The 19,334-nt window shown below is 63.7% G+C and carries 20 protein-coding genes; 15 read left to right on the forward strand and 5 right to left on the reverse strand.

The features are described 5' to 3' along the window. The first annotated feature begins 102 nt into the window (after nt 1-102). The 10 genes from A9W95_RS16835 (at nt 103) to A9W95_RS16880 (ending at nt 11,514) form a co-directional block, all read left to right on the forward strand. Nucleotides 103-525: a DUF5318 family protein gene (locus A9W95_RS16835; RefSeq protein ID WP_067415000.1), complete on the forward strand. Its 423-nt coding sequence runs from the start codon at nt 103-105 to the stop codon at nt 523-525. Then, the gene (locus A9W95_RS16840; RefSeq protein ID WP_082983139.1) at nt 518-3,058 is read left to right on the forward strand and encodes a transglycosylase domain-containing protein; all 2,541 of its coding nucleotides are present in this window, start codon (nt 518-520) and stop codon (nt 3,056-3,058) included. The genes A9W95_RS16835 and A9W95_RS16840 overlap by 8 nt, the downstream gene beginning before the upstream one ends. Continuing rightward, entirely contained in the window at nt 3,055-4,674 is a 1,620-nt protein-coding gene (locus A9W95_RS16845) for a glycosyltransferase family 87 protein (RefSeq protein ID WP_067415003.1), read from the forward strand. The genes A9W95_RS16840 and A9W95_RS16845 overlap by 4 nt, the downstream gene beginning before the upstream one ends. Continuing rightward, complete coding sequence (locus tag A9W95_RS16850; protein ID WP_067415163.1) at nt 4,674-5,312, forward strand: DJ-1/PfpI family protein; 639 nt, start codon at nt 4,674-4,676, stop codon at nt 5,310-5,312. The genes A9W95_RS16845 and A9W95_RS16850 overlap by 1 nt, the downstream gene beginning before the upstream one ends. 113 nt (nt 5,313-5,425) lie before the next feature. Continuing rightward, complete coding sequence (gene rpsF, locus A9W95_RS16855; RefSeq protein ID WP_067415006.1) at nt 5,426-5,716, forward strand: 30S ribosomal protein S6; 291 nt, start codon at nt 5,426-5,428, stop codon at nt 5,714-5,716. A gap of 67 nt (nt 5,717-5,783) precedes the next feature. Next, entirely contained in the window at nt 5,784-6,311 is a 528-nt protein-coding gene (locus A9W95_RS16860) for a single-stranded DNA-binding protein (protein ID WP_067415009.1), read from the forward strand. A 38-nt stretch (nt 6,312-6,349) separates the two neighbouring features. Further along, nucleotides 6,350-6,604: a 30S ribosomal protein S18 gene (gene rpsR, locus A9W95_RS16865; protein ID WP_067415012.1), complete on the forward strand. Its 255-nt coding sequence runs from the start codon at nt 6,350-6,352 to the stop codon at nt 6,602-6,604. 31 nt (nt 6,605-6,635) lie between these two features. Beyond that, complete coding sequence (gene rplI, locus A9W95_RS16870; RefSeq protein ID WP_067415015.1) at nt 6,636-7,094, forward strand: 50S ribosomal protein L9; 459 nt, start codon at nt 6,636-6,638, stop codon at nt 7,092-7,094. 531 nt (nt 7,095-7,625) lie between these two features. Then, the gene (gene dnaB / locus A9W95_RS16875; protein ID WP_067415018.1) at nt 7,626-10,256 is read left to right on the forward strand and encodes a replicative DNA helicase; all 2,631 of its coding nucleotides are present in this window, start codon (nt 7,626-7,628) and stop codon (nt 10,254-10,256) included. 637 nt (nt 10,257-10,893) lie between these two features. Further along, on the forward strand, nt 10,894-11,514 hold the full coding sequence (locus tag A9W95_RS16880; RefSeq protein WP_067415021.1) for an NADPH-dependent F420 reductase: 621 nt from the start codon (nt 10,894-10,896) through the stop codon (nt 11,512-11,514). On the opposite strand, the gene A9W95_RS16885 is transcribed toward A9W95_RS16880, so the two are convergent. Then, the gene (locus A9W95_RS16885; protein WP_067415025.1) at nt 11,501-12,088 is read right to left on the reverse strand and encodes a TetR/AcrR family transcriptional regulator; all 588 of its coding nucleotides are present in this window, start codon (nt 12,086-12,088) and stop codon (nt 11,501-11,503) included. The genes A9W95_RS16880 and A9W95_RS16885 overlap by 14 nt on opposite strands. Before the next feature lie 137 nt (nt 12,089-12,225). On the opposite strand from A9W95_RS16885, the gene A9W95_RS16890 reads away from it, so the two are divergent. Next, nucleotides 12,226-12,960 carry an SDR family NAD(P)-dependent oxidoreductase gene (locus tag A9W95_RS16890; RefSeq protein WP_067415166.1) on the forward strand — a complete coding sequence of 245 codons (735 nt, stop codon included), beginning with the start codon at nt 12,226-12,228 and terminating at the stop codon, nt 12,958-12,960. 204 nt (nt 12,961-13,164) lie between these two features. Further along, nucleotides 13,165-13,590: a nuclear transport factor 2 family protein gene (locus tag A9W95_RS16895; protein ID WP_067415028.1), complete on the forward strand. Its 426-nt coding sequence runs from the start codon at nt 13,165-13,167 to the stop codon at nt 13,588-13,590. A 253-nt stretch (nt 13,591-13,843) separates the two neighbouring features. Here A9W95_RS16895 and A9W95_RS16900 read toward each other — a convergent pair whose 3' ends face one another. Continuing rightward, on the reverse strand, nt 13,844-14,944 hold the full coding sequence (locus tag A9W95_RS16900; protein ID WP_216638177.1) for an aldehyde reductase: 1,101 nt from the start codon (nt 14,942-14,944) through the stop codon (nt 13,844-13,846). Nucleotides 14,945-15,176: 232 nt separating this feature from the next. Between A9W95_RS16900 and A9W95_RS16905 the strand changes: the two genes are divergently transcribed. After that, entirely contained in the window at nt 15,177-15,650 is a 474-nt protein-coding gene (locus A9W95_RS16905; protein WP_067415031.1) for a DUF4262 domain-containing protein, read from the forward strand. Between the two features lie 118 nt (nt 15,651-15,768). Here the strand turns inward: A9W95_RS16905 and A9W95_RS16910 are convergent, their stop codons facing one another. Both A9W95_RS16910 and A9W95_RS16915 read right to left on the reverse strand, forming a co-directional pair. After that, a complete protein-coding gene (locus A9W95_RS16910; protein WP_067415034.1) occupies nt 15,769-16,410 on the reverse strand; it encodes a dihydrofolate reductase family protein in 642 nt (213 codons plus the stop codon). Between the two features lie 101 nt (nt 16,411-16,511). After that, a complete protein-coding gene (locus A9W95_RS16915) occupies nt 16,512-16,994 on the reverse strand; it encodes a MarR family winged helix-turn-helix transcriptional regulator (RefSeq protein WP_067415037.1) in 483 nt (160 codons plus the stop codon). An 87-nt stretch (nt 16,995-17,081) separates the two neighbouring features. Between A9W95_RS16915 and A9W95_RS16920 the strand changes: the two genes are divergently transcribed. Beyond that, nucleotides 17,082-18,056 carry an NmrA/HSCARG family protein gene (locus tag A9W95_RS16920; RefSeq protein ID WP_067415041.1) on the forward strand — a complete coding sequence of 325 codons (975 nt, stop codon included), beginning with the start codon at nt 17,082-17,084 and terminating at the stop codon, nt 18,054-18,056. Between the two features lie 82 nt (nt 18,057-18,138). Here A9W95_RS16920 and A9W95_RS16925 read toward each other — a convergent pair whose 3' ends face one another. Then, nucleotides 18,139-18,771: a TIGR03086 family metal-binding protein gene (locus A9W95_RS16925; RefSeq protein WP_067415044.1), complete on the reverse strand. Its 633-nt coding sequence runs from the start codon at nt 18,769-18,771 to the stop codon at nt 18,139-18,141. 52 nt (nt 18,772-18,823) lie between these two features. On the opposite strand from A9W95_RS16925, the gene A9W95_RS16930 reads away from it, so the two are divergent. Beyond that, entirely contained in the window at nt 18,824-19,252 is a 429-nt protein-coding gene (locus A9W95_RS16930) for a MarR family winged helix-turn-helix transcriptional regulator (protein ID WP_156746246.1), read from the forward strand. The last annotated feature ends 82 nt before the right edge of the window (nt 19,253-19,334 follow it).

Here is a 19,334-nt window from a genome sequence, read left to right on the forward strand (position 1 = left end):
TAGAAGTCCCGCACCGCTCGTGAGCACCCAATACCCGACTTCGCACACAACTACGGCATCGGTGCGTATCGGTGCCGGGCATGGGGACGTACTCTGGTCAGCGTGCGACTGCAGCGACAGGTGGTGGACTACTCGCTTCGGCGGCGCTCACTGCTGGCCGAGGTGTATTCCGGGCGTACCGGGGTGTCCGAGGTGTGCGACGCCAATCCGTATCTGCTGCGCGCCGCAAAGTTTCACGGCAAACCGAGCAAAGTGATGTGTCCGATCTGCCGCAAGGAGCAGCTCACGCTGGTGTCGTGGGTGTTCGGTGAGCACCTGGGCGCGGTATCCGGTTCGGCGCGTACCGCCGAGGAACTCGTCATGCTGGCCACCCGGTTCACCGAATTCGCGGTCCACGTGGTGGAGGTCTGCCGGACTTGCAGCTGGAACCACCTGGTGAAGTCCTATGTCCTCGGCGCGGCGCGTCCGCCGAAGGGGACCGGCACGCGTACGGCGCGCAACGGCGCCCGAACGGCCAGTGAATAACGAGGGCGGTCGCCACCAGTCGTCGCACGACGCCTCGGACGTCTCGGCGACTGACGGCGGCAATCGGAATCCCGGCCGAGACCCCGGCAATGGGCGTCCCCAACCTGGTCCACGCCGCCCGGTCCCGCCCGACGACCGGTTGACCACCATCCTGCCGCCGGTGACCGACGACCGCGCGCCACGGCACGCCGACCCGATCCAGGCCGTCAAGGCCGCGTTGGACAACCCGCCCGCGACGCCCCTGCAGCGTGACCCGCTCGAACAGGTGAAGGCCGCCCTCGACGGCAAGGAACAACCGACGCGTTCCGAGCGGCCAGGCGGTGGCGGACGCCCACCTGGACCACCCGGTCCACCGGGAACCGGACCGGCCGGTCACCGGCCGCGCCGGCCCAGGCCGAGTTGGTCGCAGCAGGTCAACTGGACGTGGGTACGACGCTCGCTGTACTTGAGCGCGGCGGCGCTGATCCTGTTGCCCATCGTCACCTTCACGATGGCGTACTTCATCGTCGACGTGCCCAAGCCCGGTGACATCCGGACCAACCAGGTCTCCACCATCCTGGCCAGCGACGGCTCGGAAATCGCGAAGATCGTTCCTCCCGAAGGCAACCGGGTGGACGTCAACCTGAACCAGGTACCGGTGCATGTCCGGCAGGCGGTGATTGCCGCCGAAGACCGCAACTTCTATTCCAACCCTGGGTTCTCGTTCACCGGCTTCGCCCGAGCGGTGCGCAACAACCTGATTGGCGGTGACTTGCAGGGCGGCTCGACCATCACCCAGCAGTACGTCAAAAATGCGCTGGTCGGCTCTGCTCAACACGGCTGGAGCGGATTGATGCGCAAGGCCAAAGAACTGGTGATCGCGACCAAGATGTCGGGGGAGTGGTCCAAAGATGATGTGCTGCAGGCGTACCTGAACATCATCTACTTCGGCCGCGGCGCCTACGGCATCTCCGCGGCGTCCAAGGCCTATTTCGGCAAACCCGTCGAGCAACTGACCGTTTCCGAGGGCGCGCTGTTGGCCGCGCTCATTCGGCGGCCGTCCACGCTGGATCCGGCCGTTGACCCGCAGGGCGCCGTCGCGCGTTGGAACTGGGTGCTCGACGGCATGGTGGAGACCAAGGCGCTGTCCGCCAACGACCGCGCCGCGCAGGTGTTTCCGCCGACGGTGTCGCCCGACCAGGCCCGCGCGGAGAACCAGACCAGCGGGCCGAACGGGCTGATCGAACGTCAGGTGACCCGAGAGTTGATGGATTTGTTCAACATCGACGAGCAGACCCTCAACACCCAAGGGTTGCAGGTCACCACCACGATCGATCCGCAGGCGCAGCAGGCCGCGGAGAAGGCGGTGGCGAAGTATCTGGACGGACAGAACCCCGACATGCGGGCCGCGGCGGTGTCGATCGACCCGCACAACGGCGCGGTCAAGGCCTACTACGGCGGTTCCAACGCTCAGGGCTTCGACTTCGCCCAGGCCGGTTTGCAGACCGGATCGTCGTTCAAAGTCTTCGCCCTGGTTGCCGCCCTCGAGCAAGGCATTGGCCTGGGCTACCAGGTGGACAGCTCGCCCCTGACCGTCGACGGCATCAAGATCACCAACGTCGAGGGAGAGAGTTGTGGCACCTGCAACCTCGCCGAAGCGCTGAAGATGTCGCTCAACACCTCCTATTACCGGCTGATGCTCAAGCTCAAAGGCGGGCCGCAGGCGGTCGCCGATGCCGCCCACCGGGCCGGAATCGCCGACAGCTTCCCGGGCGTTGCCCACACCCTTTCCGAGGACGGTAAAGGCGGGCCACCGAACAACGGAATCGTGCTGGGTCAGTACCAAACTCGAGTGGTCGACATGGCAACCGCCTACGCCACTCTGGCCGCGTCGGGCAACTACCACCGGTCGCATTTCGTGCAGAAGGTGGTCAACGCCGAGGGGCAGGTGCTCTTCGATGCCGGCACCACGGACAACTCCGGCGAGCAACGGATTCCGAAAGCGGTAGCCGACAACGTGACCGCCGCCATGGTCCCGATCGCGGCGTATTCGCGCGGCCACGCGCTGGCGGGGGGACGACCGTCGGCAGCCAAGACCGGCACGACTCAGTTGGGTGACACGACCGAAAACAAGGACGCATGGATGGTCGGCTACACCCCATCGCTGTCCACGGCGGTATGGGTGGGCACCGTTCAGGGTGACCGTCCGCTGGAAACAGCTTCCGGCGCATCGGTTTACGGCTCCGGGCTGCCGTCGGATATCTGGAAGGCCACGATGGACGGGGCCCTCAAGGGCACTCAGAACGAAACCTTCCCCAAGCCGACCGAGATCGGCGGTTACGCGGGTGTGCCCGCGCCGCCACCTCCACCACCGCCGCGCCCGTCGGAAACCGTCATTCAACCAACTGTTGAGGTCGCACCCGGTATCACCATTCCGGTCGGACCGCCGCAGACCGTCCCGGTCGGGCCGCCGTCGCCGCAAGCGCCGGGGGCTGGTCCGCAATTTCCAGGGGCGGGGCCGCCGCCGGCAGAGATTCCGAATTCCCCCCCGTGACCGGCGCCCGGACCGAGCGAGCGAGTACCTCACCCGGGCCGTTAGCCGCCGACTTGCGCAGTGCTGACAATCGCGATTGCCCGAGCCGCACCGACGTCTTGGGTGCTGCGTTGGCCAATGTCGTCGGCGGCCCGGTCGGTCGCCACGCACTGATCGGCCGCGCCCGCTTCCTGACACCGCTGCGGGTGATGTTCATCTTCGCGCTGGTGTTCCTTGCGCTCGGTTGGTCGACGAAGGCTGCCTGCCTGCAGAGCACCGGCAGCGGTCCGGGCGATCAGCGGGTCGCCAACTGGGAAAACCAGCGCGCCTATTACGAGTTGTGTTACTCCGACACGGTGCCGCTGTACGGCGCAGAGTTGTTGAACCAGGGGAAGTTCCCGTACAAGTCGAACTGGATCGAAACCGACACCGCCGGCAATCCGCAGACGCGTTACGACGGTCAGCCCGCAGTGCGCTACATGGAGTATCCGGTGTTGACCGGGCTGTACCAGTACGTGTCGATGGCGTTGGCCAAGACCTATACCGCGTTGAGCAAAATGGTGCCGATGCCGACCGTCGCCGAGGTGGTGATGTTCTTCAACATCGCCGCTTTCGGGTTGTCGCTGGCGTGGCTGGCGACGGTATGGGCCACCGCGGGTTTGGCCGGCCGCCGTATCTGGGACGCGGTGTTGGTGGGCGCTTCGCCGCTGCTGATCTTTCAGATCTTCACCAATTTCGATGCCCTGGCAACCGCTTTCGCGATGGGTGGGCTGCTGGCGTGGGCGCGCCGCAGGCCGGGGCTGGCCGGAGTCCTGATCGGTCTGGGTGCCGCGGCGAAGCTGTATCCGGCGCTATTCCTTGGCCCGTTGCTGATCCTGGGATTGCGGACCGGTCGGCTGCGTGACGCGGCGCGGACCACGCTGGCTACCGCGCTGACCTGGCTGGCCGTCAACCTGCCGGTGATGGTGCTGTATCCGCGCGGTTGGTCGGAGTTCTTCCGGCTCAACACCCGTCGCGGTGACGATATGGACTCGTTGTACAACGTCGTCAAATCGTTCACCGGTTGGCGCGGCTTCGATCCGCAGCTCGGATTCTGGGAGCCGCCGGCCGTGTTGAACATCGTCGTCACGGTGTTATTCGTATCGGCTTGCGCGGCGATTGCTTACATCGCTTGCACGGCACCACAGCGGCCCCGCGTGGCGCAGTTGGCATTTCTGGTGGTGGCCGCGTTCCTGCTGACCAACAAGGTGTGGAGTCCACAGTTCTCGCTGTGGCTCGTGCCGCTGGCGGTGCTGGCCCTGCCGCATCGCCGAATCCTTCTGGCGTGGATGACCATCGACGCGCTGGTCTGGGTGCCACGGATGTACTACCTGTACGGCAACCCCAACCGCTCATTACCTGAGCAGTCGTTCACCGCGACGGTGCTGCTGCGCGACATCGCAGTAATCGCATTGTGCGCCTTGGTCATTCGGCAGATCTATCGCCCCGACGAAGACCTGGTCCGCTGGCAGGGGAGGATCGACGATCCGGCCGGTGGGAGTTATGACCGCGCGGCCGACGATGCCTCTCCGGGTTGGCTGCCCGATTGGCTGCGGCCCGCTGCGGCACGGCGACCGGTGCAACCCGCGAGTCCGTGATGCAAGTCGCCATTCCGCTCTTCCCCCGGTTCACCGCGCTGGACGCCATCGGTCCCTACGAAGTGCTGCAACGCATTCCGTCGGTCGACGTGGTGTTCCTCGGGCATCAGCGCGGGGAGGTGCGCACCGAGAATGGGATGCTCGGCGTCACCTGCGATGCCACCTTTGATGACGTCGACGCCCCCGATGTCGTGGTGTTTCCCGGCGGCATCGGAACCCGGGTACTGCTCGAGGACGACACCATCCGGCACTGGTTGCAGGCGGTACACCCGCGCACGACGTTCACCACCTCGGTATGCACCGGCGCGCTGTTGCTCGCTGCCGCAGGCTTGCTCGACGGACTCACCGCCACGACACACTGGGGCGCCGCCGAGCTGCTCAGCAAGTTGGGCGCCCACTACGTGCCCGACCGCGTCGTCGAACATCTGCCCGAGCGGATCATCACCGCCGCGGGCGTCTCGAGCGGCATCGACATGGCGTTGCGCTTGGTGGAGCTGCTGTTCGACCGGGAGGCAGCCCAGGCCAGCCAGCTGCTCATCGAGTACGACCCGCAACCACCATTCGACTCCGGCTCGCTGGCCAAGGCCGACGCGGCGACCAGAGCCAAAGCCGGAGAATTTCAGCGCTCCCGCAAATGAGCGATTTCCCGGGTGCGGGTACATCCGGTAGCCTGATGCGGTTGCCGACGCAGGCGACCCTCCTGCCACGGACCGCCCGTGGCCGCTAGACCAGAGGAGGTGATGAGGTCCCTATGCGTCCATACGAAATCATGGTCATCCTTGACCCCACTCTCGACGAACGCACCGTCGCCCCGTCGCTGGAGACGTTTCTGAACGTCGTCCGCAAAGACGGCGGCACGGTCGAGAAGGTCGACATCTGGGGTCGCCGCCGGCTGGCGTACGAGATCGCCAAGCACGCCGAAGGCATCTACGTGGTCATCGACTTGAAGGCTGCTCCGGCGACCGTGTCCGAACTCGACCGGCAATTGAGCCTGAACGAGTCCGTGCTGCGCACCAAGGTGATGCGCACCGACAAGCACTAAGTGTCGGCGCTGTCGCTTAGGCTCGCCGCAAGCATGAATACCTACCGGGCGGACTCAGGAGGAAATTATGGCTGGTGACACCACCATCACCGTCGTGGGAAACCTGACCGCTGATCCCGAATTGCGGTTCACGCCATCGGGTGCCGCGGTCGCGAATTTCACCGTCGCATCCACACCGCGCATCTATGACCGACAAAGCGGTGAGTGGAAAGACGGCGAGGCGCTATTCCTGCGGTGCAACATCTGGCGCGAGGCCGCCGAGAACGTGGCGGAAAGCCTCACTCGCGGGTCTCGCGTCATCGTCACCGGCCGGCTCAAGCAGCGCTCCTTCGAAACCCGCGAGGGGGAGAAGCGCACCGTGGTCGAGGTCGAGGTCGACGAGATCGGGCCTTCACTGCGGTATGCCACCGCCAAGGTCAACAAGGCCAGCCGCAGTGGCGGCAGTGGCGGCGGTGGCGGCGGCGGCTTCGGTGGCGGCGGCGGTTCGCGTCAGGGCGCATCGGCGCCGGCGAGCGGCGGATCCGGTGACGACCCATGGGGCAGCGCTCCCGCGTCGGGCTCCTTCGGTGGCGGCGACGACGAGCCGCCCTTCTAACTTCCCAACACCATTCACGAACGGAAAGAAAGACACTCATGGCCAAGTCCACGAAGCGGCGCCCGGCTCCGGAGAAGCCCGTCAAGGCGCGCAAGTGCGTCTTCTGCGCGAAGAAGGACCAAGCGATCGACTACAAGGACACCGCTTTGCTGCGCACGTACATCAGCGAGCGCGGCAAGATTAGGGCGCGCCGGGTCACCGGTAACTGTGTGCAACACCAGCGCGACATCGCGACCGCGGTGAAGAACGCTCGCGAGGTTGCGCTGCTGCCCTTCACGTCCTCCGCGCGGTAATTGCCTGCGCCGCAACGAAAGTAAGCAAACAATGAAGCTGATTCTGACGGCTGACGTCGACCATCTCGGAACCGTCGGTGACACGGTGGAAGTCAAGGACGGTTACGGCCGCAACTTCCTGCTGCCCCGCGGGCTGGCGATCGTCGCCTCGCGCGGCGCTCAGAAGCAGGCCGACGAGATTCGTCGGGCCCGTGAAACCAAGACGGTGCGCGACCGCGAGCACGCCAACGAGATCAAGACCGCGATCGAGGCTCTGGGCCCGGTGGCGCTGCCGGTGAAGACGGCGGGCGACTCGGGCAAGTTGTTCGGTTCGGTGACGGCCAGCGACATCGTCAACGCCATCAAGAAGGCGGGCGGCCCTAACCTCGACAAGCGGATCGTGCGACTGCCCAAGTCCCACATCAAGAGCGTGGGAACGCACCCGGTCGTGGTGCACCTGCACCCGGAGATCGACGTCGAGGTGTCCCTCGACGTCGTCGCGGAGAGCTAGTTCGCACACTTTCCCTCACCGAGCGGTGGCCGCCGAGCGGCCCCCGCCCTGCCGCCGGGCGCACCTTCGGGCCTGCCGTGTGGTTACTTTGCACGTGGCGTGGGTATGTGCGGCTGGCGAACAATTTAGGGGCCGGTCCAGCGCCACCGCGTAACCGGCCGGTTACGTGCTGAAAACGCCGCCGAAAGACAACACGCCCGGCGCGGTAACCTGGCGCGACACGCCGTAGAGATTGTTGTCCACACGAAATACATGGCGTTATATGGCGCTCAACAGCAGTGATGTCATAGCAGCATGTGATCATCCACAGGTTCTCCACACCCGCCTTAACACAAGTGTTCACGGATATGCACACGCGATGCACAGCTTCATGAACAACCGCCTCTTGGAGTGCTCGCCAGCAACGCTTAACGTCATCCCCGCGTCAGACGATTCGGGAGATTAGGGCGGGGTGTCGGAGCCTTGACTTACGCTCTGGATATCGGCAATCGAATGTATGTTCGGTGCTAATTTCGGAGGAGGTGAGGGCGCATGGCGGTCGTCGACGACATGCCGCATCCAGGCATGGATTCGCCGCCACCGAGTGAAGACTTCGGCCGTCAGCCGCCGCAGGACTTAGCCGCAGAGCAATCCGTGTTGGGCGGAATGCTGCTGAGCAAGGACGCAATCGCCGACGTTCTCGAGCGGTTACGGCCCGGCGATTTCTACCGGCCCGCGCATCAGAGCGTCTATGACGCCATCCTCGATCTGTATGGACGGGGCGAACCGGCGGATGCCGTGACCGTGGCCGCCGAACTGGATCGTCGCGGCATGCTGCGTCGCATCGGCGGCGCGCCCTACCTGCACACGCTGATTTCGACGGTCCCGACGGCGGCGAACGCGGGCTATTACGCCGGCATCGTCGCCGAAAAGGCACTGCTGCGCCGTCTGGTGGAGGCCGGCACCCGAGTAGTCCAGTACGGCTATGCCGGAGCCGACGGTGCCGATGTCGCCGAGATCGTCGACCGGGCGCAGGCCGAGATTTACGAAGTGGCCGAACGGCGGACCTCAGAAGACTTTGTGCCGCTTGAAGATCTGCTCCAGCCCACAATGGACGAGATCGACGCCATCGCCTCCAACGGTGGAATCTCGCGCGGCGTACCGACGGGTTTCACCGAACTCGACGAGGTGACCAACGGGCTGCACCCGGGACAGATGATCATCGTGGCGGCCAGGCCTGGGGTGGGCAAGGCGCTCGCGTTGGACACCCCGCTGCCCACGCCGACCGGGTGGACGACGATGGGTGACGTCTCGGTTGGTGATGAATTGCTTGGTGCCGACGGACGCCCGACGCGGGTGGTGGCCGCCACCGAGGTGATGTTGGGTCGCCCGTGTTACGAGGTGGAATTTTCCGACGGGACAGTGATTGTCGCGGACGCGGCGCATCAGTGGCTGACCGAAACGCGAGCGTCCAGGAAGTCAGCGCAAGCTGCGGCGGTGGGCTACAACCGGTACAAGAATCAACGGACCTCTGCAGCGGTGCGAACGACGGTCGAGATCGCCGAGAGTCTGCGCTGCGACACCCTAGACCGGCGACTGAACCATAGTGTGGTCAACGCGCGTGCCCTTGACCTACCGGACCGCGAATTTCTAGTCGCGCCATACACGCTCGGCGCTTGGCTTGGGGACGGCACCAGTGCCGCCGCCCAGATCACCACGGCCGATCCTGAAATCGTCATGCGGATCGAGGCGGACGGCGTCGTGGCTGTTCCGTCGGAATCCGCTCGGTACCGCTACCAGCTGCGGCTACCACCTGACGTCGGATCGGCTGCCCGCCCGTGCGCGGTATGCGGCAAGTCATTCATTCCCCGGACCAGTCAGGTCCGTACCTGCGGGCGCTCCTGTGGTGGCCGGGCGCGGTTTGTCTCTGCTCCGGTCCCGAGTCCAACCTGCGTTCGGTGCGCAGGACCCTCGGCAGGACTGCGGTTATGCCGTCACTGCCATGCCGCTGTGGGGACACTGCAGGCGCGTCTGCGAACACTCGGGGTGCTCCAGAACAAGCACATACCGGCGGAGTACTTGCGGGCATCTGAGGCGCAGAGGCGTGCCCTACTCGCCGGCTTGCTCGACACGGACGGAACCGTGACGGCGGGCGGAGCTGTGCAATTCTGTGTTACCAACCATCGGTTGGCGTCCGATGTCGCTGAGCTTATCGTCAGCCTTGGTTATCGTTGCCAGACCTCGACCAAGCGCGTCCGGGGTCGTAGCGATGCGTCCAATATCGTGTACACCCTGACCTTATCGACGGACGACGTAGTGTTCGCATTGCACCGAAAGGCGTTATTGCACAAAGAGCGCCGCGCTTCGGCCAATACAAAGCGCTCGGAATCACGTTTTATTGTGGCTGTCCGCCCAATCGAGACCGTCGCGGTGCGATGTGTCGAAGTTGACAACGATAGCCACATGTATCTGGCGAGCAAAGCAATGATCCCGACGCACAATTCCACGCTGGGACTAGATTTCATGCGGTCCTGCTCGATCAAGCACCGCATGGCCAGCGTCATCTTCTCGCTAGAGATGAGCAAGTCCGAGATCGTCATGCGGCTGCTGTCGGCGGAAGCGAAAATCAAGCTGGGCGATATGCGCTCGGGCCGAATGACCGACGACGACTGGACCCGGCTGGCGCGGCGTATGAGCGAAATCAGCGAAGCGCCACTGTATATCGACGATTCACCAAACTTGACCATGATGGAAATCCGAGCCAAGGCGCGCCGGCTCCGGCAGAAGGCCAATCTGAAGCTTGTTGTTGTCGACTATCTACAGCTGATGACCTCAGGCAAGAAGGTCGAATCACGGCAGATCGAAGTCTCCGAATTCTCAAGGCACCTCAAGCTTTTGGCTAAAGAGCTCGAGGTTCCGGTGGTCGCGATCAGTCAGCTCAACCGCGGCCCAGAGCAGCGCACGGATAAGAAGCCGATGCTGTCGGACCTACGCGAGTCGGGCTCGTTGGAGCAAGACGCCGACATGGTGATTCTGTTGAACCGGCCCGACGCCTTCGACCGGGACGACCCGCGCGGGGGAGAGGCGGATTTCATTCTGGCCAAACACCGTAACGGCCCGACCAAAACGGTGACCGTTGCGCACCAACTGCACCTGTCGCGCTTCGCCAATATGGCGAGGTGAGATCTGGGTGTGGTGCCCAGATGCCGTGTCAATTCCCAATTAAATTGCCGCCCAAATGCCGCCTTCGACATGACAGTGCGAAGGTGCATGTTCGGTTAGGACAGGTGCACAACGGGCTCAGCTGGTCGCAAATCGCGGCACGGCCTGTGGAGTGGCTGATTTCGCCGAATACCGGACCCCTACGACATCAGCGTGGCGGTTGCCACCAGCCCGATGATCAGTTCGAACCCGGCCGCAGCCATCGCTGCAGCGCAGCCGAGCGGCCCTCCGCTTTACCGCGCTGAGCAAACGTCATCCGACCTACAAGAGTGCGTGCCCGCGGTGTGACTGGACACATGCTGTGGTCCACCCTGGCCGCAATGCGCCGGACGCCTAAGCAACTGCTTACGGCTGGCTGCCTCCTGTTCAACACCGTCGGGCTATACCACGAGAGAGAACTTCAGCCGCATTTGGTACGGCTCGGTGTGTATAGCTTGCACGACAGTGAGTTGTCACCTACGTTAAGTACGCCGATCGGTGTACATAGAAGGTAACTCCGGTTCTCCTCTTGCGGCGATTGGTCTCGGTTGAGGCGCTAGGCCCACCTCGGCAGAAACGAAGAAAAGTGAACGATCGAGATCACGGGGAGATTCACACAATGAGCAACATCAGCATCATCGGCTCAGGAAACATGGCCAGGGCCATTGGCGGACTGGCGGTCAAGGGCGGCAACACCGTTGAGGTGGTGGGTCGCGATGCGCACAAGGCCGCGGCTTTGGCTGAAGAGCTGGGCGGAGGCGCCACCACCGGACAGTGGGGCGCTGCCCCGACCGGCGACATTGTCATCCTCGCCGTGCTGTTCGACGGCGCCGTGCCGGTCGTCACGGAGTACGGTGACGCGCTGACCGGCAAAGTGATTGTCGACATCACCAACCCCTTCAACGCCGATGCGACCAGCCTGGCCATTCCCGATGACACGTCCATCGCGAAGAGGGTCGCCGAAGCCGCCCCTTCCAGCGCGCATGTCGTGAAGGCCTTCAACACCCTGTTTCGTGACGTCTTGGCCTCGGGCCGCCCGCTGGATGTTTTCCTGGCCGGCGATGACGCGCAGGCCAAGGCGCGCGTGTCGGCGTTCATCGAAAGCCTCGGGCTGCGGCCGCTGGACGTTGGCGGGCTGGACATGGCGCACTGGCTAGAGGGTGCGGGTGTGCTCACTATGGGCCTTGCCCGCAATGGCGTGGGGAACTTCGACTTCTCCCTGGCCGTCAGCCCCGGCTGAGTTCCGCCGCGGGGATAGCGTGGTCGATGAGGACGGTGGCGATTGCGGCTGCGGTGGCGAAGGTGTCGCAGTCGATGACGCGGTTACGGGCTGAGGCGCCGTCGAGCAGCAGCGCCAGTTGTTCACCGAGTTGTTCAGGGTTGGTGGCGCCCGCTTCGCGAGCGGTCTCGGCGAGTCGCGTGGCGAAGGCCAGCTTGTAGTTGCGGGCCTGCACGCGTGCCGGGTGGCCGGGGTCGTTGATCTCGACGGCCGCTGCGATGAACGGGCACAACGGGGCGTGAATGTCGAAAGCGGCCAGCAGCCGTTCGCGCGGTGTGAGGTCGGTCCGGTCGAACACCTCGGGCAACACTTCCGGATCAAATCGGCGCAGGTGTTCGGCGATCAACTCATCCTTGCCGCCGGTGAAGTGCTGGTAGAACGTGCGCTTGGACACTTGGGCGACCGTGCAGAGCTGGTCGAGCCCGGTGCTGTTGATCCCTTGGTCGCGGAACAATTGTCGTGACGCGCCAAGGATGCGCTCCCGCGCGCCCCTGCCGCGGCGCAACCCTCGCGGCCCCTTCTCCAACGTGGACATTGTCCCAGCATAGCCAACCTCGGTACAGGCCGGTGTACATAACTTGTGCTCGGTTGAACCGTCAGATAACTTAATGCGGACCAACTAAGTGCGCGGAGCGGTGTACATAAGAGCGCCAACCGAGGAGTGGAGTGATCGTGGGAAAGCTCGATGGCAAGATTGCAGTGATCACGGGCGCGACCAGCGGTATGGCGCTGGCCGGCGCGAAGCTGTTCACTGCTGAAGGAGCGCACGTCTACATCACGGGGCGGCGCCAGGAGGCGCTGGACCAGGCCGTCGAGCAGATCGGCCGCAACGTCTCCGGCGTCCAGGGCGACTCGGCCAACCTCGACGATCTGGACCGGTTGTTCGACACCATCAAGCAGGACAAGGGCGCAATCGACGTGCTGTGGGCCAGTGCCGGAATCGGCGCACAAGCCAAACTCGGTGAGATCACCGAGGAGGACTTCCACGACGCCTTCTGGCTGAACGCGCGCGGCACGCTGTTCACCGTCCAAAAGGCGCTGCCGCTATTCAACGATGGCGGCTCGATCTTCATGACCGGGTCGAATGCCTCGCTGCGCGGCTACCCCAACTGGAGTGTGTACGCCGGAAGCAAGGCCGTGCTGCCCGCCTACGCGCGGGTGTGGGTGGCCGAACTGCGCGACCGCAAGATCCGGGTCAATGTGCTCACCCCCGGCCAGGTCGCCTCGCCGATGCTCGACGAGGTGATGGACGCCGACGCCAAGGCGCAGTTCGAGTCGGTGATCCCCCGGCGTGCTATGGGCCGCCCCGAGGAGATCGCCGCGGCCGCGCTGTTCCTGGCCTCCGACGACTCGAGCTATGTCAATGGCAGGGAGCTAGTCGTAGACGGCGGCACCACGGTCATCTAATGAGAGACAACAGCTTTCGCGCCATCTCCATGTGGCGTGTGCCGAACCAAGGTCACCGGCGCAGAAAGCTATTAGTCGTTCCGATTTCCTAATCTCTTCGGTCGTCCGCTATTGCGAGTCACTCGCAGTCGAGCCGATTCGTCGGGTGGACGCACTGGTGAGGTGTCACAAGACCACAAGCAACAACGAACATGAGGAGAAACCATGACCACGTTCGCCGCGCACCGCGCCACCGTGGAATCCTTCGTCGAATCCATGCACGGCGGCGCCGACAAAGATGTCCTCGCCGGCATTCTCGCCGAAAACGTTGTGATGTACAGCCCGCTCGGCGACGAGCCGATCACCGGCCGCCAAACAGTCGTAGAAGCCATGCGGGGGGTCGGCGCGGTCGCTGCCGACCTCACCTATAAGGAAATCCTCACCGGCGAGACCCACCACGCCGCCTACTTCCTGCTCCGGATCGACGACACCGTGGTCGACGGGATGGACTACATCCGGCTCGATGCGCACGGCAAGATCGCCGAGGTGATCATCTGGTGGCGGCCGATTCCGTCCGGCGTCCAGATGCAGCGCCACCTTGCGGGTCACCTCGGCATGAAGCCCTGGGAACTGTCCACCCACCAGGTGTAAAGGGTCAACTATCCGCCGTGCAGCGAAGCAATGAAGTTGCATCGCCACTGCAAGTGGCGTCAAAACCTGAGTCGATACGTGCGCAACGGTATCCAGGTCGAGCCGTAGATCTGCACCGCGGTCCGATCGTCGTTAATAGGCCATGGAGATGATTCGCTATTTCCGATACCAGCAGAGGTGAGCGGGGGACGGACGGCAGTCGTCATTGTAGGAATTGAATTGCAGACCGAGATACTGAGTCTCACAGCACAATTCATCCCCGCCGCAGCAGGGATATACCCGGGACCCGGTGCACCAGTCCGTCGTCGAGCATCTGCTGGAAGTGATCGCTGATGGTCTGTTCGACGGGCCGGTAGGTCAACCCCAATTCCGTTCGGCTGCGGGTGTTGTCGAACGCGAGCGGATAGCCGACGTTGCGGTCGACGAATTTTCTGGTAAGTCCGACAACGGGAGCGATGGCCTTGAAGACCGCCTTTGGTGCCGTGGTCCTCGGAAACGCATAGAACGGGCCGAATCGCCGGCGCAAGATCTTGCCGATCTCCAGGAAGGTCAGGGTGTCGGCGTTGACGAGGTAGCGTCCATGCGCCTCCGGAGTGAATCCGGCGCGTAGGTGGGCATCGGCAACATCGCGGACATCCACCACGCCCATGGCCATCGCCGGCGCCCCAGCCAGCATGGTGCCGTCGGAAAACTGCTTCATCGTGCTCAGGCTGGCCGAGTCGCTGCCAGTGGTCATCGACGGGCCCAGCACCATCCCGGGGTGAATTGTCACCATGTCCCAGCGCTCCTGCTGCCGCTGGTAACGCCAGGCCTCCCGCTCGGCCACCGTCTTTGAGTAGGGGTATGGCTGATGGTCAGCACTGCTGGTGGTGTTCCAGTGTTCCTCGGTGAAGACCCCGTGGGGGACATCTTGTGACTCACGGGCATCGCCGTAGATCGCGACCACACTGCTAGTCAGTACTACGCGCTTGACGCTCTCAGTTCGGTTGACTGAATCGAGCACGTTGCGGGTGCCCTCCAGCGCCGGGCGAACCAGCGCTTCCTCAGCATCCTTGAAGCCGGAGATGAGGAATGGCGACGCGGTATGCATCACGAGCTCACAGCCGTTCATCGCTTCGTCGAAGCTACCGGGCTCGAGGAGGTCGGCTTTGAAAAGCTTCAGCCGGCTGGGATGGTCGTTTGAAAGCTTGTGCAAGTGCTCAAGGCCCGAAGCCTTATCGGGATTACGCACCGTGCCGTGGACCGTGTGCCCGGCTTCGAGCAGCGTACGCACGATCCAGCTGCCGATATAGCCGCTGGCGCCCGTGACGAGCACCGGCGCGGCGGGGTCGATAGTGGTCGAGGATCGGCTCATGATCGGGTTCCCTCTCTCGGGTCGTGCACCCTGACGCGCAGCCGAGCCGATGCATCGCGCATCGCAAAGGCTGCTGCTCGGACACTAGCGCGACGAGCTTCAAGAACATACCGGCCCTCGACGGTTGAGTCAGGCGGTTGACCGGCCCGAGTCGCTTTGGAAGCGCCGGGATCCTACCGATGTCAGTCCGTCCGGGCACCCTAGTCGGTGACTACGAGGAAGGGTGTGGGACATGTGCTGGCAATGCGACAACCCCGACGCCACCGTCGAGGATTACCTGGACGTTGTGCGAGCCATCATCGCGGATCGCGGATGGGCGGTGCAGTACGTCGAGCACGAATCGCGACCATTTGCGTACACGGTCGGGCTGTCCCGTCGGGGTCTACCCGAACTACTTATCACCGGTATGCGACCGCACATGTCGGCGCGCGTGTTGAATTCGGTCGCACATCAGATCGTCGACGACGGCATGGTCCTGCGGCCCGCCGAGCGCATCGACTTCCAGGGCGAATTCCTGCTCGAAGTGGTCGAGGTCGCCCACCCGGACGTGCACCTGAAAGTCGTGCTTGGGTTGTACGAGAGACCGTTCCGCGCTTTCCAGCTGGTCTGGACCGACGATTGTCGCCACTGGCCGTGGGATCTCGGATGGAGTCGTGGCCGTCGCCGGCAACCGGTCCTGGGCATCCGTTCTGAGCTGACGAAGTGAAGCTCACACCTAACCCGGGCTTTCCGTCAGTACCCAGGCTGAGCGCAATCGGTCTGCGATGCACGACTTTTGGGCACTTAAGCGGAGTCGAGACGTCAACATTGAGCGCAGCAGCAGCCTAAGCGACGCCCAACCCGCGCTCGGGTGCACTCATATCTCCGGTAGCGGGGACGCCGTCGGCCAGGCCGTACCGCAAATACACCGTGCCCTTACCTATAGACGCTGGCGGTTCAAGAAGGCGGAGGTTCGTGGGCGCCGCGCCGTCGCCAAACACCTTCTTGCCGACGCCGAGCATGAGGGGATGCAGCCAGAGGTCGATCCGGTCGAATAGTTTCTCGCGCAGGAGCGTTCGCACCAAATCGAGGCTGCCGACGACCTTGATGTGTTCGTGTCGATCACGGATCTCCCGCACTGCGCCGGCCAGGTCAGAGCCTAACTGGGTAGACCCGTGCCACGAGAGTTCCGGTCGGCCGCGCGAAGCCACGTATTTAGGGACGCTGTTGAACAGGTTGGCGATCTCCTTGTCCTCGCCACCTTGCTGGTGCGGCCAATAAGCGGCGAATATGTCGTACGTCCGCCGACCGAGCAGGAGGGCATCGGTTCCCTCGTACGCGGCAGCTACTTGGGCGCTGGTCACCTCGTCGACCAGCGGCGCCTGCCAGCCGCCGAACGAGAATTCCGTCGGGTCCTCCTCGGGGCCGCCGGGCGCCTGCCCGACGAGGTCGAGCGTTGCGAACAATTCGATGCAGATGAGGCCCATGGCTTTGCTCCCAAGTTTCGGTCAGTCTGGTCTGGGGTTAGACCTGCGAGCGCACGCAGATTCATCGCGGCAACCGTCGCCCAATCGCCGGACTGCCGCCGCTATTGTTCGTTGCGATCCGACCGGTGTTCCTGGATAGCAGCTATGACGTCCTCGGATGCCTGACGGAAAACCGCCAGGCGATCGGGTCCAAGCACGTCGATGAACAACTGGCGCACCCGAGCGGCGTTCGCGGGGGCGGCCGACCTGATCGCGGCCCTTCCGGCCTCGGTTAGCACGACCTGCGGAAAGCGGGAATCGCCGTGCGGATCCTCCTCCCGGCTGACCAAACCCCGCTTTTCCATCCGGCCGAGGTGATGGGATAACCGACTCTTTTCCCACGATGTGGCTCGACTCAATGCGTAGGCACGCATCCGTCCTTCAGGAGCTTCGGAGAGGTTCACCAAGATCTCGAAGTCGGGTGCCGAGAGACCGAACTCGCGCTGCAGGTTGAGGGCGAGATGTCGTTCGAGGAGGTGATGCATGTCGACGAAACGTCGCCATGCCGCCTGCTCGTCCGCATCGAGCAGCCACTGTTTGTCCATAACGGAATCGTACTGCGGCGGGTTGACATATCAACTCCAACCGGTATCGTAAATCTGGTTGACATATCAACCTGAAAGGCGACTGACATGGAAGAGAAGAAGATAATCGCCGTGGTAGGGGCTACCGGATCGCAAGGTGGCGGCTTGGTGAAGGCGATATTGGACCATCCCGAGGGCAAGTTCAGCGTGCGTGCGCTTACGCGCAACGCACAGTCCTCGAGCGCTCGCAAGTGGGCCGACGCCGGTGCCGAAATAGTCCAAGCCGACTTGGACGACGGCCAGAGCATCCGCACCGCCTTCGAGGGCGCACACGGAGCATTCATCGTCACCAACTATTGGGCTGAGTTGTCACCGGACGACGAAGGACGGCGGACCAGGGCCGAAAGGGAACTGGCACAGGCCGATACGGCAGCGCTCGCGGCCAAAAAGGCCGGTGTCACGCACGTCATCTGGTCGACATTGGAGGACACCCGGGACTTCTTCGGTGACGACGAGCGGGTGCCGACTGTTGAGGAACGGTTCAAGGTTCCGCACTTTGACGCCAAGGCCGAGGCTGATGCATTGTTTCGTCAGTACGGCGTTCCTACAACGTTTTTGCGTACCACGCTGTTCTTCGAGGGCTTCGTCAACTCCTTTCCGCCACGACGCGGCGCCGACGGCACAGTCAGTTTGACGCTGCCCATCGCCGACCACCCGATGGCCGGCATCGCCGTCAGCGACATTGGCAAGACGGCGCTGGAACTCTTCGCGCGTGGCGGGGCATACATCGGGAAGACTCTGAGTATCGCTGGCGACCACCTGACTGGTGAGCAGTATGCGGCTGCCCTAACTGACGCTTTGGGCGAACAGGTGGCCTATCGACCCATGACGTGGGATGAGTTTCGGAAGCAAGGGTTTCCCAGCGCGGTCGAAATGGGCAATATGTTCCAGTACTACGCGGAAAACTCGGCGGCCTTTGTCGGTGAACGAGACTTGGCCAAAGTACGGGACCTCAACCCGCAGCTACAGTCCTTTCGGGACTGGCTTTCATTGCACAGTCGAGAAATTCAAATCGTCGACTGACACGCTCCGATGAATACCGTTGTAAGGCAGTGAGATTAGCCTGGGCGGCGGCGTTCTCGAGCAGCGTAGCGGCCGGCGGCACTCACGGTTTGCGCGAACACTCTGGGGTCCAATCAGGGCTTCGCCCGAGGTGGCGCAGTATTCGGTCGAGTTTCGTCACGCTCGGAGCGTCGAGGGCACGCGCGAACGGTACGGCCGGTGTGTCCCGGTAGTCGCCGTCGGGTATGGCGAGAGCCAGGGACAGCGCGGCCTCGAGGACATCGTCGGGCAGGGCGTAGCGGACACCCAGCGACGCGGCGACGTCCCAGCCGTGGACCACGTAGTCGATGAAGTGAAAACCAATGGCGATAGCTCCCGGGAACGTCGCATGAGGCCCAAAGTCGGGCAGGGCAAACGACGCCTGAAGTACTGCGTCATCGGTGAAGGCGGTCAGCACTGCGTTAGCCGCATCGGCATACGTCCCGGCGGGATCAGCGGTGACCGCGCCCAGCAGAGTGTCGACTCGCCAAACGTCGGTGTCACCCCCCGACCCTATTGCGGCAGCCGCAAATCCGCGATGCTGAGCGATCATGTGGGCGAGCAGGTCGCGCAGGTTCCAGCCCGCGCATGGTGTAGGCGCAACGAGGTCGCCTACCGCCACGGTGTCGACGATCGCGATGGAGTTCAACACGGCAAGGCGATGGAACGGACGGACATCGACTAAATCAGTATGCATCTGCTTACCATAGACAGACACCTATGATCTGGCAACGCTTAATATATGGGCCGTGCCGCCAAAGCCCCGCCGCGACGACCTCGCGGCCATGCTGCACCCGCTGCTCAGAGATCTCGTGGCGGCCGAACTGCCAATCTTGGCCTCTCATGACCTGACCATGTGGGAATACGTTGTGCTCAACGCCTTGGACAAAGCGCCGGTGCGCACGCAGGCCGCCCTGGCCGATGCCATCGGCGCCGACAAGACACGGATCATCGGCACGCTCGACGCGCTGCAACAGCGCGGCCATATCGAGCGCACTCCCGATCCCGACGACCGGCGAGTGCGCCTGCTGAAGATCACGCCGGCGGGTCGCGCGGCGAAAAACGCGGTGCAAGCCGACATTCAACGTGGAGAGGAGCGCTGGCTCTCCGAACTGACGGCCGAAGAACGCAGTGTCTTCCTTCGCGTGCTTGCTCGGTTCAGCGGCGCGCAAACATGATCCACGCAGAGGTCCGTCCTAGGTGCCGATACCACTGAATCGACGGCGCCTCAATAGTTTCGGTGGTCTTCAAGTGGGAGCA

Origin of the sequence: Mycobacterium sp. 1423905.2, assembly GCF_001673155.1 — a bacterium.
Taxonomy (GTDB): Bacteria; Actinomycetota; Actinomycetes; order Mycobacteriales; family Mycobacteriaceae; genus Mycobacterium.